We start from the raw sequence: 17,643 nt of genomic DNA on the forward strand, positions 1-17,643 counted from the left end.
CCTGAATGAAAACTGCTCAACCACACAACTATATCAGTCCCATGCCACGACTGCGTGCCGCTTTTGCCCGCCGGTTCAGTCTGCGCGACGATCAGGCGCCGCATGAAGAGATCGACAGTCGCATTCGGGGTGACATCGAGCTTCGGGGCGCGACACCCTGGATTTTGATGTTTGCTATTCTCATCGCCTCCGTCGGACTGAACGTGAATTCCGCCGCCGCCATCATTGGCGCGATGTTGATCTCGCCTTTGATGGGTCCGATTATGGGAATCGGGTACGGCGTTGCAATTTATGATTTCGCCCTGATCCGGCGCGCATTGAGCAGTTTAGCCATCGCCACGGGCCTGTCCATCATGACTTCGACGTTGTATTTTGCAGTCACACCGCTATCGCAGGCCCAGACCGAACTGCTGGCGCGCACCACGCCCACGATATGGGACGTGCTGATCGCCCTGTTCGGCGGACTCGCCGGCAGCGTGGCGGCGACCCGCAGGAAAAAATCCAACGTCATACCAGGGGTAGCGATCGCTACCGCACTAATGCCGCCGCTATGCACGGCCGGGTACGGCCTGGCACACATGAAATGGGATTTTGTCGTCGGTGCGTTTTATCTGTTTTCGATCAACAGTGTCTTCATCGCAGTATCGATGGTGCTGGTCACCGGCTTTCTGCACCTGCCTCACCGCAATTTTGTCGACCGCCACGTCGAGCGCCGGGTCAAGACCGCACTCTTGGTGATCGTACTAGCCACCACGATTCCTAGCGCATATCTTGCATTCGGCTTGGTGCGAGCCGAAGTTTTTCGCACCAACGCCCAAGCGTTCATCAAACGCGAGTTTCAGTTCAAGCACACTTGGGTGGTCGCGTTAGCGTTGGCGCCGGACAGTAAAACAATCGAAGTGACGCTGACAGGCGATCCGATCAAGCAGCTTGCGCTGGACGTACTCAAAGATCGCCTGGCGAATTCCCGTCTGGCGGGGGCCTCGCTCGTGGTTCATCAGGGCGCCTCCCAAAATATCGATGTGGCTCAGCTTAAGGAAGGCGTTCTGGCGGACCTGTATCGCACAAACATTGACACATTGCGCGAGCGGGACGTTACCATTCTGGAACTGCGCGGTCGATTGGACGCCCACAAGAAGGCGGATGAAGTTGGCGGGCACAAGACGGCCAGCGTACTGCGCGAGTTGCGCGCCCAGTACCCGACCCTACGCAAAGCGATGGTGGGCTACGGCCAGGCCCTGACCAGCGACGCCAAGCCTGATGCCGCAAGCGGGACCCCTGCCGTGCCAGGGATTGCCGAAGTGCCCTTCCTGTCCCTCACCATGAGCAGTGCTCTGTCGCGCCAGGAACGCGAGCGTTTGGAGCGCTGGTTCAAGGCCCGTGTCGAAAATCAGGATGCCAGCGTGACGGTCAACGTTGTCCAGAAGGCTCGCGACAGTTAGTGCAGCGAGTCACACGGATTGAAGTTTATTCCGCTTCGTTCGTGCGCGCGTGACTTAGGCCAGGAGGTCGGTTGCTTTCGCGGTCCAGATACTCGGTTTCGGCGCCACGTTATGTTTTGCAATGAACTTTCCGATCGAGTCGTTCAGGTCCGGGGCCGCCTTGAACGTCAACCGTCGCAATTGGGTCGCCGACAAATCCCGAACAAACGCGAACAAACGGGGACAGACGCCTGCCCCTTGGAAACGTTGCACGAAGATCAGCCTGAAACAGATCCCTGTATCTTAATAACGTAGGAGCCAAAAAGAGGATTCGCGAATTCCGCGTTGCCGCTAAACAGGGGTCTGTCCCCTATCGAACTCGAACGCTAGGGTGAAGTGGGCGAACGCCGGCGCGCCGAGCAAGAGCAGGCCAACGGCCCGCTCAAGGAAAGCAATATTCGCTCCCAATGCGCTGCGAGGTCCAAGGCCCCAGCCACAGGTTCCCCTTCTGGTGCGTCAGCCAGCATCGCCAGCCGGATGTTTCCCCCGTTCGGAAATAAAGCAAGGCGCAAGCGACCTATGGCAAGGACTTGAGGGCCGATGCCAAGGGTGACTGTACGAATCGCGATGCCCAGTACGCGCGCACATGCGGCTATCGCCAGCAAGTGAATGAATATTACGCTGACGATGGCAAGAGCGAGTTGGGCGAGCATGGGCTAATGGAAAGTGATAGATGCTGATAGATGTTGAGTCACATCTTGATTATAGCGACCTGAACAATCAATATGCATTGAGAGTCGCTGTTGCTGTCTTCGCCGCGACCGTCTGCTTTTTGCCGATGTACTACAAGTGCTGCCAAAGCGAATCGAATTCCTGCTGAGAAATCGGTACGTACTCCGGCTCCGATAGCGTGAGCGCGGCTTGAGCGTGCCCCCCCAAATTCGTCAGTCTCATGCTCAGGCCCATAGCGAAGCTGCATACCGGAATTGTACTGTTCAATCTGCCGAGTCACCCAGCCATCAGTACCGAATTCAAAGTACCACCATGATGTGCCCCACGCATCGTACTGATCACCTCTGGTCTCGTTCCAGTGTCGCTTCACGTAAATTGGCATAGTATGATTTCGAAAAAGGGAGAGGAACTCCACCGTCGGCTCTTGGCCGGCTCCTGCCGATTGAACTCGACTGCAGACTGAGAGGCTGAGAGTCTTTCGTTCATGCCCGCTCAGCCCGCCAGAAAACGCCAGTTCGTCGTTGCAAATGCTCGCCATAGCCCGCTATGGCTGTGCTTTGCGCCTCGATCTGCCGCTTTCTGGCGGGCTGCTCGGGCACGCCCGAAAAACTCTCAGCCTCTGACGTCTGCCGGCTTCTCCGCTGGGGCCCTTGATTGTATAAACGTTGAGACGGTCTTTTGCAACGTCCGGCTTCTCTTGGGCCCCTACATCTTGCGCGTTGCGGCCTTATTTTAGAGCGCGATGGGTAGCGCGCGCCCAAACGGGATGCTACTCTTTCATCCATGCCCATACCTGTCAATTCCGTGCCACGCCTTAGCGCCGCATTGTGTGATCAATTCGTTTTGCTGGTCGTGATGGCGGGGGGCATTGCCCTGAGCCTGCTCGCGGGCAACAGTTTGCAGAAAGCCGAGTTACTCAAGACGAAAGAGCGGCAAAACACGGCCCTACAAGCCGCTGTGAGTGTTCTCAATCTGGAGTTGGCACACACCACGCAAGCTGTTCGAAACGCAGGGCTGATGATCGAGGCCAATCCGCAGCTCACGCGCGAGCAATTCAATCGCTACATGCAAAAAATGGTGGCAAACCAGCTCAGCGTAAATTTGATTGAGTGGCAGCCTATCGTGCCAGCGGCACAGCTCGCGCAGTTTGAGGCGGATGCACAAACAATGGGGCGACCCAACTTCCGCGTGGTGCAGCCCGATGCCAGCGGCACAGGGTGGGAGCCTGTACACGGGCGTGACGAATACGTCCCGGTGCTATTTGGCTGGCCGCAAAGCTACCGCACTGAGGGGCTCGACATGAGTTTTAGCCCCCAGCGTATGGCGTCCAAGCTGCAATCGCGCACCAATGGGCAGCCGGTGGCCTCAGGGACTTTTGATTTCATGAAAGAGGGCGTGGTTAAGTCCGGCTCCTTGGCCTTGGCCATTTCCACCGCCGTGTTCGGCGCCGACCAGACCGCCAAAGGTTACCTGGCTGCGGTGGCGGACTTGCCCACCCTGTTTGACCAAGCCGCCCGTGTGGCCGACGCCTCCGAATTTGATTTCCTCGTATTTGACGCAGGATCACCGGCGGACGCGCCGCTTTTTGCCGCCTATGGCAATGGGTCCGACTTGCAGCAATCGAGCACACCGCTTCGCTTGGCGACGGCCGACGACCCCAGCGCCACAGTGGACTTCGCGCTTCAGTCCTGGAAATTAGTCTTGCATCCGCGCCCCGCGTTCTATGCCAAGGCGCAAGAGAACGGCGCACGTTTGGCATTGATGGGCGGCCTGGGCGTCACGCTGCTGATGGTGTTTTTTTTGTTTCAGCAGCAAAAGCACCGCCAAAAAATTGGGCGCGCCGAAGCCGCCGCCCGCAGTGCAAACCTGGCACTGGACGTCGAACGCCAACGACTGCAGGAAGCGCAGCGCATTGCCCACGTCGGCAGCTGGCAGATGGATGTGTCGGGGACGCAAGTGTGGTCAGACGAGATGTACCGCATGCTCGGCTTGAACCCGGGGCAAACAGCGCCGCTGCACGAACAGACATCGACCTTGTTTGCTACCGAGAGTTGGGCGCGCTTGGTTGCTGCATTGGCCCGCACCATGGACTCAGGCACGCCGTATGAGCTGGAACTGGAAATGCTGAGGGTCGACGGCAGCCATGGCTGGATGCTGGCGCGCGGCGAACCGGTGCGTGATGCACAGGGTGCCATCGTGGGAGCACGCGGCACCGCGACCGAGATAACTGAACGCAAACACGCAGAACAATCCTTGCACCGAAGCACGACCATGATGGAGCGCACTGAAAACATGGCACGCCTGGCCAGCTTCGAATGGGACGTCGATACGAACACCGTGTCATGGTCGCCAGAGATGTTTCGCATTTTCGGTCGCGACCCGGCCTTGGGCATTCCTAATCTGGAAGGCCAAGCCCAGTTGTACACGCCAGAGTCCACACAAACCTTGTTTACTGCGGTGAGCAAGGCCGTGTCGGACGGTACGCCGTATGAACTGGAGCTGATGACGGTGCAGCCCGACGGCGCGCAGCGCCCCTGCAGCGCCAAGGGCTTTCCGGAGCGCAATGCCAGCGGGCGGGTGGTTCGTGTGTCCGGCCTGGTGCAGGACATCACCGCGCGTAAGCAAGCCGAGCAATACGAGCGTTTTCGACGCCACACACTGGAGCGGCTCGCCGCCAATGAGACCCTCGCGGCCTTGCTTGAAACCATTGTGCGCGGCGTGGAACAACTCCACCCAGACATGCTGTGCAGCATCCTGCTGCTCGACGGCGCAGGCCGCCATCTCGGAAAAGGAGTGGCGCCGAGCTTGCAGGATTTTTATGGCGCGGCACTCGAAGGCATTGAAATCGGGATAGGGGTGGGTTCCTGCGGCACCGCAGCCTTTACCGGTGAGAGGGTCATCGTGACCGACATCACCACCCACCCCTACTGGCCCACCTACAAAGAACTTGCAGCCTGTGCCGGGTTGAGAGCCTGCTGGTCACAGCCGATTCGCGGCGCCAGCGGCCGGGTGCTGGGCACGTTTGCCATCTACCACCGTGCGCCGCACACACCCGCACAAGCCGATATCGACCTCATCGAGCAAACCGCCAATCTGGCCAGCATCGCCATTGAGCGCAAATTGGCGCAAGAAAAGCTCCAGCTTGCGGCCGGCGTATTTACCCATGCGCTGGAGGGCATCATGATTACCGGGCCCGATGCCATCATCATCGATGTCAACGAAGCGTTTACCCGCATTACCGGCTACACCCATTCCGAGGCCATCGGCCAGAACCCGCGCATCCTCCAATCCAGTCGCCAAAACAAAGCGTTTTATCAAGCCATGTGGGCCGCCTTGACCGAGCAGGGCCACTGGAGCGGCGAAATCTGGAACAAGCGCAAGGATGGCGAGGTGTACGCCGAACTACTCACCATCAGCGCGGTGCGCGATGGGCAAGGCAACACACAGCAATACGTGGCCCTGTTTTCCGACATTACCGAGCGCAAAGAATACGAAAGCAAGCTCGAACACATCGCCCACTATGATGCACTCACCCATTTGCCCAACCGCGTGCTGCTGGCCGATCGCCTGCACCAAGTCATGACGCAGGAACAGCGGCGTGGCCAGCAATTGGCGGTGGCTTACCTGGACCTGGACGGATTCAAGGACATCAATGACCGCTACGGGCATAGCACCGGCGATCAGGTGCTTATCACGCTGGCCAGGCGCATGAAGGAGACCTTGCGCGACGGTGATACGCTGGCGCGCCTGGGCGGCGACGAGTTTGTGGCGGTACTGATCGATCTGGAGGACCCGTCGACCAGCATACCGCTGATTAATCGGCTGCTAGCGGCCGCCGCACTGCCGGTGCAAGTGGGCGACTTGAGTCTGCAGGTTTCGGCCAGTCTGGGTGTCACCTTTTACCCGCAGATCCGAGACATCGACGCCGATCAACTCTTGCGCCAGGCCGACCAGGCCATGTACCAGGCCAAGGTCGCTGGCAAAAACCGCTACCTCGTCTTCGATGCGGCGCAGGACAGCACCATACGGGTCCACCACGAAAGCCTGGAGCGCATCCGACTTGCGCTGGAGAACGGCGAATTCGTGCTCCATTACCAGCCCAAGGTGAATATGCACAGCGGACAGGTGATTGGCGCCGAGGCCCTCATACGCTGGCAGCATCCCGAAAAAGGGCTGCTGGCCCCGGCGGCGTTCTTACCCGTGATCGAAGACCATCCGCTGGCGGTGGACGTGGGTGAATGGGTGATTAACGCGGCACTAAGGCAAATTGAGGTTTGGCACATCGCCGGGCTGGAGATGCCAGTGAGCGTCAACATCGGCGCACGCCAGTTGCAACAACACAACTTTGTGGCGCGTCTGCAAACCATTTTGGCCCAGCACCCGAAAGCCAGTCCCACCAAGCTGGAGTTGGAGGTGCTTGAAACCAGTGCGCTGGCAGATATGGTACAGGTGTCTCAGGTGATTGAGGAGTGTCGCCACATGGGCGTGAAGTTTGCTCTGGATGACTTTGGCACCGGTTACTCGTCGCTGACTTACCTCAAGAGCCTGCGTGTCGCCCTGCTCAAGATTGACCAGAGCTTTGTGCGTGACATGCTCGAGGACCCCGATGACTTGGCCATTTTGCAAGGTGTCATTGGCTTGGCGGCCGCCTTCAAACGCGAGGTGATTGCCGAGGGTGTAGAGACGGTGGCGCACGGCACCGCGCTGCTGCGCTTGGGCTGCGTGCTGGCACAAGGCTATGGGATTGCGCGCCCCATGCCAGCGAGGGATTTGCCAGCCTGGGCCGCGACCTGGCGGCCTGATGCGGCTTGGGGCGCAGCGCCCATTTCCGGCGATCTTATCACTGGCATCAGAGAGCACCTCGTTACACACAAGTCGGCTGAGTGTTGACGCCGACGTCAAAATGCCCCAGGCTGGCCGATCTCAACTGACCCAGTGAAATCGGATCGACGCCACACGAGGCTGGGCCTTAGAAGAAAAAATGTGGGGCAACAAATGCCGGCGTCCTGGGTTAATTTGACGTCGGCGTCAACACTTGACTCACGAAAGGTGCCAACATCAGCAATAAGAGTACTTCGGGACGCATCATTTCATACCAATCTGAAAGTGAATTTGCGGTGGGGCTAATGGCCGCTGTTGGCCGATGGCGGACTTCCTTGACGCGATCGTGCGCGCGCGCAACGCTTCCGATTCGTATCGACCCCGTTGCAGTTGCTATAGCCACTTGTTTGTCCGAAATGCAGAGAAAAAGACGAATGCCCACCAAAAACCTCGAATAATCACTAGGACGCTTGTGTCCCTCGGATGCATTGCCACCTCGATGACTATCTCACCAACGAGAACGGCGCTTACCAGCATCAACAAGTGTAGGCCAGGGGCCGCACGCATCCGCATCAGCACACCTGCTGCAATACTGAGCGCGGCGGATATGCCGGTGAGAATACGTCCGATTCCGATCCGTTCCATCGCGCTGGCAACAACAATTTCAATGTACTGTTCGGCGCCATACTCCCGCAAAACATTCCCAACCTGCCATCTGAGAATATAAGGCAGGCCAACCGCAAAGCTAAAAAAAAACATGCCGGAGCAAACAGCAAACCGACTTGTCGACCGGATGCCTGCAGCCCGGCGTTCCCGAAAAAATTCGTCCGATTCGCGCAAGTCATCCATGCTGACGCTTGGCGGCTTATACGGATTTGGATCGGTATCTTTCAGCATAGCCTAAACGTCTTAAGGGATATCAAATGCGTTGCCGACTGGTGATATGAGGGCGCGAGGGCCAGTGCCGGCCGGCATGAGATTCAGTGCATTGGCCCCGTTTCAGCTGTATTTCCTCGAGCACTAGCGAACACTCATTCTATCCAAGTACGGGTGCCGTCTCGAAAAGCGCGACGTCCCATGGCGATAGCGTTTGCAAGTAGTGAATCTTACTATATGGACATCCGTCCCGCGATCCTACCTGGCCTGATGGCGGTTGTACGCATACCCGACCAGCAACGCGGCCGCGCCGACGGCCAATTGCGTCAGCAATGCCTGCACATTCGTCGCCCCGCTGAAACCAACCATATCGAGCATCGGCGCCTGCTTCCCATTGAGCGCGACGTAGCAGGCGAACATGAACAGCGCCAAAAACGTGCGCGAGGTGCGGCTCAGGCGCCCGAACATGCTCGCCAACGCCCCCAGCGCGAACACGCCTGTGACCACCGCGGCGGCGCGCAGCGGTTCGCCAAACGACCAGCGCAGCGCGATCGGCCCCATGATCATCAAGCCCAGCGCGACCGTAGCACCGAGCTGGCCAAGGTAGCGCCGCCCGGCGCCACCGGGAACGGCCCCGCTGAGCGCCTCCATGTCGGAGTCGTAGTCGCGCGTGGAGATGGCGCACACGAGCGCGCCCCAGAACATCACACCGCTTATCACAAGCGCGCCGAGCTTGGCCGACGGCACCACCAGCGAGGCGCCGCAAACTATGATCAGCACCGCGATGGCCGAGGGATTGGCCGCCAGCGTGAGCGCCAGTTCAACCGCGATGCGTCCGGGCAGTCCGGGCAGCACGGCGGCGCCGCGGAACAGTGGCTGTGCGAGCCGCGCGAGCGGCTGGCACCAGCCGTTAAGGATCGCCAGCGGCGAGCGGCGCACGCTGGCGCGCGAGACCTTGACCCGGTCCGGCGAAAAACGGTGGAACAGCAAGGCCGCCGGCAGCAGCGGCAGCAGCGCGATGGCGCAGCTGGCCAGTCGCGCCAGCACGATCTGAGCGCTCCAGATCGTGGCCGGCAGCGTGATCGGTGCCAGCTTGGCGTCGAACGGCGAGGCGCCGACCGACAGGTTGGTGGTGCTGAAATGGGTCGCCAGGTTGAAGAAGGTGGAGGCCATGCCCGAGAAATCGACCAGCAGCAGTGGATGAAAACCCTCCCTGGCGTGCTTTTCGACGATCGCCATGATCATCAGTTGGGCCAGCATCATGAAAAAATACAGCGCGTCGCCGGCCTTGCCCATCAACAGGGTGTAGCTGTCGAACAGGATCGCGCAGCTGACCGTGAACAGCACCATCGGCAGCAGCACGATCAGGTAGGTCTGGAGGTAGATCAGCGGCTCGATCGGCCCCTCGCCACGCACCGCGTGGCACACCATCATGGTGCCCATGAAGGCGACCACCAGCGCGCCGAGGTAGGCCACGCCACCCATCCAGCGGCCGACCAGAAACGCGGTGTTGCCGACCGGCGTCGCGCAAATGACGCTGCCGGTGCCGCTGCGGATGTCCTCGGACATGCGCCCGCGCACCAGGTAGAAGCCGGCCAGGCTGAAAAGCGTGCCGCCGAAACAGGCGCTGCCGAGCGCCATCGCGCTGCTGGTGTACAGCACGCGCATCTCGTCGACCGAGATCAGCGCGTTGGTGCTGGTGGCCGGGTCGGGAATCATGGCCCAGCCGATGGCGGCGATCGCCACCAGCGTGACCACGGTCGACAGCCGGCGCATGCGCAGCCGCACCTCGTTGAGGATCAGGACCTTGAGCAGGTGCAGGTTCAGGCGCGGGCTCAGGTGCGGGCTCCGATGCGCCTTCATGCCGCCAGCTCCTGCGCCGCGTAGCGCTGCGCCATCAGGGCTTCCTCGAGGGTCGGCTCGGCGGCCGTGGCGCCGGCGAACGGGGCGTGCGGATGGGCGATGCGCAGCGCCACGCGCTCGCCCTGGCGCTGCGCGTGCAGCACGTGCACCGTGGCGCGCAGCTCATCGTACGCGGCGGCGTCGACGTTGGCGCTCCAGACCTGGCCACGCGCCTGGGCCAGCATGGCGGCGGGCGTCTCGTAGGCCAGCAGCTTACCGCCGCGCATGATGGCCAGGTGGCTGGCGATGCTCTCGACGTCGGACACGATGTGGGTCGACATGATCACCAGCTTGTTGTAGCCGAGGTCGGCGAGCAGGTTGCGAAAGCGCAGCCGCTCCTCCGGGTCGAGGCCGGCGGTCGGCTCGTCGACCACCAGGATGTCCGGGTCGCCCAGCAGCGCCTGGGCGATTCCGAGGCGGCGCCGCATGCCGCCCGAAAAACTCGACGCCGGGCGCTTGGCGACATCGTGCAGGTTGACCAGCTCGAGCAGCTGGCGGATGCGGGCCGGGTCGCGCACCCCCTTGAGGGCGGCGAAATACTGCATGAACTCGAGCGCCGACAGGTTCGGATAGACGCCGAAGTCCTGCGGCAGAAAGCCGAGCCTGCGCCGGATGTGCCCCGGCTTTTTGGCGATGTCGACGCCGTCGAACACGATCTCGCCGCTGCTCGGCCTGGTCAGGGTCGCGATCATCTGCATCAGCGTGGTCTTGCCCGCGCCGTTGTGCCCGATCAGGCCCACCAACCCGCATCCGAGCGAGAGCGAGACGCCGCCGACGGCGGTGACGTCGCGTCCAAATGTTTTGACCACGTTGCGGATTTCGAGCATGGGGATACCTATCGTTTGTGTTTGTCGTGACTGCCAGATTGGGTGGATGCGCCCAATGTAAGCCAAGCCCCGCCGCGGCGCGCGGGGATTGTGACAGGCGGCACAATTGGCGGTATGGGCGGCAAATAACGTTTTGATATTGATAGCTAGCAAAACACTATCTTCTTTGTGTTTTTTGACACGAAAAATCCCTGTTGCAGCCGAAAAACAACTAAAAAACGGTCTTTCTCATCTGCAACAAGAATATAATTGGGCGCAGTCCGCACGGCAGCGCGCGTGCATTTTCAAGTCACCAAAGGGAACGATGCTGGCAGGTTCGACCAAACGATCGCCGCGCGCCGTGCGCCGCCTACTGCTGGCACCGCTGTGCCTGGCGGGCGCGCTCGCGTGGGCGCAGACGACGACCGCGCCGGCACCGAGCCGCCTCGATTCGCGCCTCGATTCGCGGCTCGAACATCTGCGCGAGGTCGGCCGCTTCGCGCCGGCCAAGGCGCTGCCCGAACTGAGGGAACTCGAGGCGCAGGCGCGCGCCGCCGGCCTGCGCACCAAGACCGACTTCCTGTTCCAGTTCGGACTGGCCAAACTCAGCATCGGCCTCAAGCAGGAGGCCTACGCGCTCGGCGAGGAGCTGTACGCCTACGGCCGGGCGCAAAAGGACAACCGGGCCATGGCCAAGGGCCTGCTGGCCAAGTCCTATTCCACGTACGACCTGAACCGCCTGGCCGATTCGCACCGCTACGCCTGGGAGGCCGAGCGGCTCGCCGACCTGAGCACGGACGTGCCGCTGCAGGTGACGTCGGCGATCGCGTCGGCCCAGTCGCATGGCGAAGAGGGCAATTTCCCGCCGGCGCTGGCCAAGATGCAGGAGGCGGTGGCGATCGCGCGCCGCCACAACGACCCCGTCACGCTGGTCATCGCGCTCGACTCGCTGGCCAACCTGTATTCGCAGATGAAGGAATACGACCGCGGTTTCGAGGCGCTCGACGAAGCGTTCAAGCTGGCCGAGAAGTCCGCCTCGCCGGGCCGCCAGGCCACGCTCAAGAGCACCGAATTCATCCTCGCGAGCTCGACCAACCAGCCGCAGCGCGGACTGCGCGCCCTGCTCGCCGCGCTCGCGCTGCAGCGCCAGATCGATGCCGACTCGGATATCGTCTACTCGCTGGTCAACCTGTCGGACAGCTACCTCAAAGAACACAACTATTCGCGCACCATCGACTACGGCAACCAGGCGATCGAGGCGGCGCGGCGCATCAACGACGAGAGCAGCGTGGCGACCGCGCGCATCAACATCGGCCAAGCCTACATGGGCATGGGGCGGCTGGCCGAGGGCAAGCGCAATTTCGAGGCCGGCTTGAAGCACTACGAGGAATCGGAGAACAAACCCGAATTGCAGGGCGTGCTGATCGAATACGGCGCCGTGCTCGAACGCGCCGGCGATCTGCAGGGGGCGGTCAAGGCCTACCACCGCGAGCGCGCGCTCTCGAACGAGCTGTTCGAGAAGCAGCGCCAGAAGGCGATCTGGGAACTGCAGGAGAAATACGAGACCGACAAGAAGCAGCGCCAAATCGAATTGCTCAGCCGCGAGAACCTCGTCAAGTCCACCGAGATCGACAACCGCCGGCTGCAGCAGCGCGTCTGGTGGCTGCTGGCGCTGGTGTTCGCGCTGTCCTCGATCGTGGTCACCCTGCTCTACCGCAAGGTGCGCCAGGCCAACGCCCAGCTCGAGGTCAAGAACCTCGAGCTCAAGCAGCAAAGCTCGCGCGACCCGCTCACGGCGCTGTACAACCGGCGCCACTTCCAGGAGTTCATGCGCACCCACATGCAGGTCGAAAAGCGCGGCTCGGGCACCTCGGGCGAGGAGATCGTGGGCGCTCTGTTCCTGCTCGATATCGACCACTTCAAGAAGGTCAACGACACCTACGGCCACGCCGCCGGCGACCTGGTGCTCAAGATGATCGCCGAGAACCTGCGCGAGATCCTGCGCGAGACCGACATGATCGTGCGCTGGGGCGGCGAGGAGTTCCTGGCCTTCCTGCCGGCCATCCCGCGCAGCGGCGTCGAGGAGATCGCGCGCCGGCTGCTGGTCGGCATCACGGCCCAGACCATCCACTATCAGGGCCACGCGATCACGGTCAACGTGTCGATCGGCTTCGCGCCGTTCCCGCTGTCGCCGGGCGAACACCCGCTGCCTTGGGAGCGCGCGGTCAACCTGGTCGATATGGCGCTGTACCTGGCCAAGGCGCATGGCCGCAACCGCGCCTACGGCGTGCGCGGCTTCGCCAACTTCGCGCAGACCTCGATGGAGGACATCGAGCAGGACCTCGAGCGCGCGTGGCGAAGCGGCTTCGTCGACCTGTCGATCGTACTGGGCAGCAACCACGAGGCCGGAGCGGAAGCTGCGCATTAGTGCGAAACCCGGTGTTTAACGCGGCAGAAATCGAGAAACCGTCTTCATCGAAAAAACAGCCAACGTCATCCTCGGGCTCGGCGCCCCCCTCAGCGGGGACCCATGCCGAGCTTGCCTACACGCAGAGTTCAAACCTTCAGGCCCTGGAACTGCGCGTCCAAACTTTAGGAAGGCGCAAAACCGCATGCGCAGGATGGGGCAAACGCATGCGATCGCACTTTCGCGGGGACATTGCTGCCAATGGCAGCAATGACGTTGATTTTGATATCCAGGTCGAACTGCGCGTATCGGCAAGCTCGTATGAATCGCGCCTCCGCGAGGATGGCGACTGAGAGGCTGAGAGTCTTTCGATCATGCCCGCTCAGCCCGCCCGAAAAACTCTCAGCCTCTGAGCTTACGGCGGTGCTATTTGCCCGCCGAATCCTGGATCTTCTCGCCGGCGCGCTCGACCGATTTGCCCACTTCCACGGTCGCCTTGCTCAGCCCCTTGCTGGCGTCGTCGGCCGCGTCCTCGAGCTTGGCGCCGGCAGCTTCGGCGCTGTCGTGGACGTTCTGGCGCGCCGTCGCGGCCGCGTCGGTGACCCGGGTCCTGGCCAGCTCGGCCGCGTCGGTGACGTTGCGCCCGGCCTGCTCGGCGCCATCGCTGACCTTGCGCGCGGCCGCGTCGGCGGCCTGCTTGCTCTCCCTGACCTCGCGCGCGACCTTGTCGCCCGCGCTCTCGACCGCGTTGTCGAGCGCGCGCCCGGCCGACTCGGCCGGCCCGGGCGCGTCGGCGTCGCGTTGTCCGCAGCCCGGCAGCGCCAGCAGCATTCCCATCGCAAGCGCGGCGGCGCCCATTGCAGTTGCTTTTTTCATCGTCGTACCCCGTCCAAGTGGTTGCCAATATTATTGCCTGCAAGCATACACCGGCGCGGGAAATCGCGGTTGACAGTTGCGGCGCCCGTGCGCACAATAGAACGACCGTTCGATTTTTACCGCCTTGCCGCCATCCTTCCCGAAAGCCCCCCATGCCACTGCCCGCCGACAGCGTCCGCCGCATCTGCCCCTTTTGCGAAGCCTGCTGCGGCCTCGCCCTCGAACTCGAAGAAAACCGCGTGGTGCGCGTGCGCGGCGACGACGCCGACGTGTTCTCGGCCGGCTTTTTGTGCCCCAAGGCGATCGGCCTCAAGGAGCTGCAGCACGACCCCGACCGCCTGCGCGCGCCGCTGATCAAACGCGGCGGCAAATTCGTCGAGGCCAGCTGGGACGAGGCCTACGCCGAAATCGCGCGCCGCCTGCCGCCCATCATCGCCGAGGGCGGCGCCGACGCGCTGGCCACGGTGCTGGGCAATCCGGTGTCGCACAAGATGGGCCTGTCGCTGTATTTCCCGCGCATGGCGCGCGCGCTCGGCACCCGCAATATGTTCTCGGCCTCGAGCGTGGACCAGGTCCCCAAAATGCTCTCATGCGGCCTGATGTTCGGCAGCTGGCTGTCGGTGCCGGTGCCCGACATCGAACGCTGCGACTTTTTGCTCATCCTCGGGGCCAACCCGATGGTCTCGAACGGCAGCCTGTGGACCGTGCCCGACTTCCGCGGCAAGGCGCGCGCGCTGCGCGAACGCGGCGGCAGGATCGTGGTGCTCGACCCGCGCCGCAGCGAGACGGCCGAGGTGGCCGACGCCCACCACTTCATCCGCCCCGGCGCCGACGTGTTCCTCCTGCTCGGCATGGTCCACACGCTGTTCGACGAGGGCCTGGTGCGCCTGGGCCGGCTCGGCCGGCACGTCAACGGCCTCGAACAGCTCGAGGCCGCCGTGCGCGGCTACGCGCCGGAACGGGTGGCCGCGCGCTGCGGCGTCGGGGCCGGCGTCATGCGCGCGCTGGCGCGCGAGCTGGCCGGCGCCAAACGGGCCGCCGTCTACGGCCGCATCGGCACCTGCACCCAGGAGTTTGGCACGCTCGCGTCGTGGCTGATCGACGCGCTCAACATCCTGACCGGCCACCTCGACGAGGAAGGCGGCGCCATGTTCCCCAAGGCGCCCGCGTTCGCGGCCAACACCCGCGGCGCGCCCGGCACGGGACGCGGCGTCGTCACCGGGCGCCACCGCTCGCGCGTCTCGGGCGCGCCCGAGGTGTCGGGCGAACTGCCGATCACCTGCCTGGCCGAGGAAATCGACACCCCCGGCCCGGGCCGGATCCGGGCCCTGATCGCCATCGCCAGCAACCCGGTGCTGTCGGCCCCCAACGGCGCGCGCCTGGCCGCCGCGCTCGGTCAGCTCGATTTCATGGTCAGCCTCGACATCTACCTCAACGAAACGTCGCGCCACGCCGACGTGATCCTGCCCGGCCCGTCCCCGCTCGAGGACGCGCACTACGACGTCACGTTCGCCCAGTTCTCGCACCGCAACCACGCGCGCTACAGCGCCCCGGTGCTCGCGCGCGCGCCCGGCCAGCCCGATGAATGGGAGAGCGTGATGCGCATCGCCGCCATCGCGCAGGGGCTGGGCGCGCAGGCCGACATCGGCGCGCTCGACGACGCCGCGCTTGGCGACGAGCTGCGGCGCACCATGGGCGCCGGGGGCGAATCCGTGTACCGGGCGCTCGCGCCCCTGCGCGGGCCCGAACGCCTGCTCGACCTGGCGCTGCGCACCGGCCCCTACGGCGACCGCTTCGGCGCCAACCCGGGCGGCCTGACGCTGGCGCGCCTCAAGGCCGCGCCCTCCGGGATCGACCTCGGGCCGATGGCGCCGCGCATCCCCGAGGCGCTGCGCACGCCGTCGGGAAAAATCGAACTGGCGCCGCAGATGCTGCTCGACGACCTCGCGCGCGTGGCGGCCCAGCTGGCGCTGCCCGCGCCCGACATGGTGATCATCGGGCGCCGCCAGCTGCGATCGAACAACAGCTGGATGCACAACCTGCCGGCGCTGGCCAAGGGCGCCTACCGCTGCACCGCGCTGGTCCACCCGGACGACGCCGCGCGGCTCGGCCTGGCCGAGGGCGCCATGGCGCGCATTAGCAACGGCGCGCGCAGCATCGAGGCGCAGGTGGCCTTGTCGGACCAGATGATGCTGGGCGTGGTCAGCCTGCCGCACGGCTGGGGGCACGACCTGCCGGGCACGCGGATGGGGGTGGCCGCCGAGCGGCCGGGCGTGAACCTGAACGCCCTGCTCGACGAACATTTGCGCGACCCGCTGTCGGGCAACGCGGTGTTGTCGGGGATCGCGGTGCAGATGGCGCCGGCCTAGGCCCGCGCGCCAACCTCATGCGCGGGGACGGTGTGGTTTTTGAGATTTATGTTGATTCAACGCGACTTACAAACCGGCTCGAACGGCTCAATGCTTGCGCCCGCCCGGCAACTCGGGCTGCACGACGGTTTCGTCGTTCTTGAAGCTGCGTTTCGAGGCCTCGGTCGCCCCGCTCAGGACGCTGTTGTTCGAATACGATCGGGTCGCGGCCAGCCACTTGTCGTAGCCCTGGCGCACCTGCTCGTTCTGCATCGTCGCATCGGCCGCGATCTGCACGTACACGCTTTCCATCGCGGCCTTGGCCTTGGCCAGGTCGGCCGCGCTCATGACCTTGATGACGTCTTCGGGGATCCCCTTCCCGACCGGCAGCGCGGCGTCGAACCTGGCCGAGAAACGCGCGAAGCAGTCGCGCCACAGGCGCACCGCCTTGTCGACCCGGCGCACGCTCTCGTTCGAGGCCGAATTGACCGGAAACACGAGGGCGACGCATTTGAACCGGCTGAATTTGAGGTCGGCGCCATCGAAGCTGTTGACGTAGTACGAAGCGTCGGCGCGCGGCGCGGTTTCGCCGTTGGCCGCCAGCGCGGCGCCCGCCGTTAAAAACGCCATCAGGGTAAATGCTAATCTCATCGCCATCTCCAAAATGTGCTCACGCATCGGTATGGCGTTGATAATATATCTTTCTTACAATGTTTTGTGACTAATTATCAGGCGAAACGACCAAGCGGCATTGGTAGCCGAACCATTCGTTGCCTCCGGCCACGCACCGCAGCATCGCCTGCCGCAGCCGGTTGGCCTGGTCGCGCAGCGCGATGCACTGGCTGTGATCGGCGTCGACCATCAACACGCAGACCTCCATTTTGCGGGTCGCGCCGCTGTAGTCGCCGCGCGCGACGTCGGAGCGCGCCTCGCCGACGAGCCTTTGCACCGACTCGGCATCCTGCGCGCGCTGCTGCTCCTTGTCGATCCGCGTGTGCAGTGCGCGCGTATTGGCGTCGTCGCCCCACTTGCGCGCGAACCCGGCCAACGCCGCGCGCGCCTTGGTGAACGTGCCCTCCCTGAGCGCGCCGTCGACCGCGGCGCTGGCTGTTTTCCAGGCCGCGGCGCGCAGGCGTATTCTCTCGCAACGGGGTTTGGCCTTGTCGATCGCCTCCTGCACCCGCTCGATCTGAACCGCGCGCGCGCCCTCGGTCTTGAGCATGACCATTTCGGCGTCGGCATTGGGAAGCTTGCAATCGGCGGCCAGCGCGATCACCTCGTTGACGCGCGCATCGGTCCTGCGGGTGTCCGGTTTGGCGCCGAGCCAGATCAGCCAGAGCACCCCGAGCGCGAGCAGCCAATAGCGCAGCCTGACCGGTTGCCGCCGCGGCGGCCCTGCCGGCAGCGGCGGCGGCTTGGGCGCTTGTGGCGGCGGCGCCGGCGGCGCCGCCGCC

Annotated in this window: 10 protein-coding genes and 1 pseudogene; 4 read left to right on the forward strand and 7 right to left on the reverse strand. The window is 63.4% G+C overall.

Annotated features, from left to right (window positions below; translation table 11 throughout):
* Positions 1-5 precede the first annotated feature (5 nt).
* Complete coding sequence (locus C7C56_RS12740; protein ID WP_106757769.1) at positions 6-1,442, forward strand: TIGR00341 family protein; 1,437 nt, start codon at positions 6-8, stop codon at positions 1,440-1,442.
* Between the two features lie 365 nt (positions 1,443-1,807).
* Here the strand turns inward: C7C56_RS12740 and C7C56_RS30705 are convergent, their stop codons facing one another.
* A complete protein-coding gene (locus C7C56_RS30705; protein WP_219933150.1) occupies positions 1,808-2,134 on the reverse strand; it encodes a site-2 protease family protein in 327 nt (108 codons plus the stop codon).
* Between the two features lie 823 nt (positions 2,135-2,957).
* Between C7C56_RS30705 and C7C56_RS12745 the strand changes: the two genes are divergently transcribed.
* On the forward strand, positions 2,958-7,043 hold the full coding sequence (locus C7C56_RS12745) for an EAL domain-containing protein (RefSeq protein WP_181373156.1): 4,086 nt from the start codon (positions 2,958-2,960) through the stop codon (positions 7,041-7,043).
* A gap of 324 nt (positions 7,044-7,367) precedes the next feature.
* On the opposite strand, the gene C7C56_RS12750 is transcribed toward C7C56_RS12745, so the two are convergent.
* From C7C56_RS12750 to C7C56_RS12760, 3 genes are all read right to left on the reverse strand, one after another.
* Positions 7,368-7,871 (reverse strand): hypothetical protein, encoded by a 504-nt coding sequence (locus C7C56_RS12750; protein ID WP_146204456.1) that lies wholly within the window; start codon positions 7,869-7,871, stop codon positions 7,368-7,370.
* Positions 7,872-8,108: 237 nt separating this feature from the next.
* Positions 8,109-9,713 (reverse strand): ABC transporter permease, encoded by a 1,605-nt coding sequence (locus C7C56_RS12755; RefSeq protein WP_229458744.1) that lies wholly within the window; start codon positions 9,711-9,713, stop codon positions 8,109-8,111.
* Positions 9,710-10,579: an ABC transporter ATP-binding protein gene (locus C7C56_RS12760; RefSeq protein ID WP_106757772.1), complete on the reverse strand. Its 870-nt coding sequence runs from the start codon at positions 10,577-10,579 to the stop codon at positions 9,710-9,712. The genes C7C56_RS12755 and C7C56_RS12760 overlap by 4 nt, the downstream gene beginning before the upstream one ends.
* Before the next feature lie 340 nt (positions 10,580-10,919).
* On the opposite strand from C7C56_RS12760, the gene C7C56_RS12765 reads away from it, so the two are divergent.
* Positions 10,920-12,986, forward strand: a complete 2,067-nt coding sequence (locus tag C7C56_RS12765; protein ID WP_307719046.1) for a diguanylate cyclase — start codon at positions 10,920-10,922, stop codon at positions 12,984-12,986.
* A gap of 405 nt (positions 12,987-13,391) precedes the next feature.
* Here the strand turns inward: C7C56_RS12765 and C7C56_RS12770 are convergent, their stop codons facing one another.
* Positions 13,392-13,841, reverse strand: a complete 450-nt coding sequence (locus tag C7C56_RS12770; RefSeq protein WP_181373157.1) for a hypothetical protein — start codon at positions 13,839-13,841, stop codon at positions 13,392-13,394.
* Between the two features lie 152 nt (positions 13,842-13,993).
* On the opposite strand from C7C56_RS12770, the gene C7C56_RS12775 reads away from it, so the two are divergent.
* Complete coding sequence (locus C7C56_RS12775; RefSeq protein WP_106757775.1) at positions 13,994-16,210, forward strand: molybdopterin-dependent oxidoreductase; 2,217 nt, start codon at positions 13,994-13,996, stop codon at positions 16,208-16,210.
* A gap of 87 nt (positions 16,211-16,297) precedes the next feature.
* Here C7C56_RS12775 and C7C56_RS12780 read toward each other — a convergent pair whose 3' ends face one another.
* Positions 16,298-16,840 (reverse strand): hypothetical protein, encoded by a 543-nt coding sequence (locus C7C56_RS12780; protein WP_146204457.1) that lies wholly within the window; start codon positions 16,838-16,840, stop codon positions 16,298-16,300.
* A gap of 70 nt (positions 16,841-16,910) precedes the next feature.
* Positions 16,911-17,643 (reverse strand): annotated as a pseudogene (locus C7C56_RS28845) (hypothetical protein); the annotation flags it as partial.

The sequence above is a fragment of the Massilia glaciei genome, assembly GCF_003011895.2.
GTDB lineage: Bacteria > Pseudomonadota > Gammaproteobacteria > Burkholderiales > Burkholderiaceae_D > Telluria_A > Telluria_A glaciei.

Excerpts from the sequence above, each read along its gene's own strand:
- C7C56_RS12780 (WP_146204457.1), bottom strand. The coding sequence starts at position 16,840 with ATGAGATTAGCATTTACCCTGATGGCGTTTTTAACGGCGGGCGCCGCG.
- C7C56_RS12740 (WP_106757769.1), top strand. The coding sequence starts at position 6 with ATGAAAACTGCTCAACCACACAACTATATCAGTCCCATGCCACGACTG.
- C7C56_RS12755 (WP_229458744.1), bottom strand. The coding sequence starts at position 9,713 with ATGAAGGCGCATCGGAGCCCGCACCTGAGCCCGCGCCTGAACCTGCAC.
- C7C56_RS12775 (WP_106757775.1), top strand. The coding sequence starts at position 13,994 with ATGCCACTGCCCGCCGACAGCGTCCGCCGCATCTGCCCCTTTTGCGAA.
- C7C56_RS12760 (WP_106757772.1), bottom strand. The coding sequence starts at position 10,579 with ATGCTCGAAATCCGCAACGTGGTCAAAACATTTGGACGCGACGTCACC.
- C7C56_RS30705 (WP_219933150.1), bottom strand. The coding sequence starts at position 2,134 with ATGCTCGCCCAACTCGCTCTTGCCATCGTCAGCGTAATATTCATTCAC.
- C7C56_RS12750 (WP_146204456.1), bottom strand. The coding sequence starts at position 7,871 with ATGCTGAAAGATACCGATCCAAATCCGTATAAGCCGCCAAGCGTCAGC.
- C7C56_RS12770 (WP_181373157.1), bottom strand. The coding sequence starts at position 13,841 with ATGAAAAAAGCAACTGCAATGGGCGCCGCCGCGCTTGCGATGGGAATG.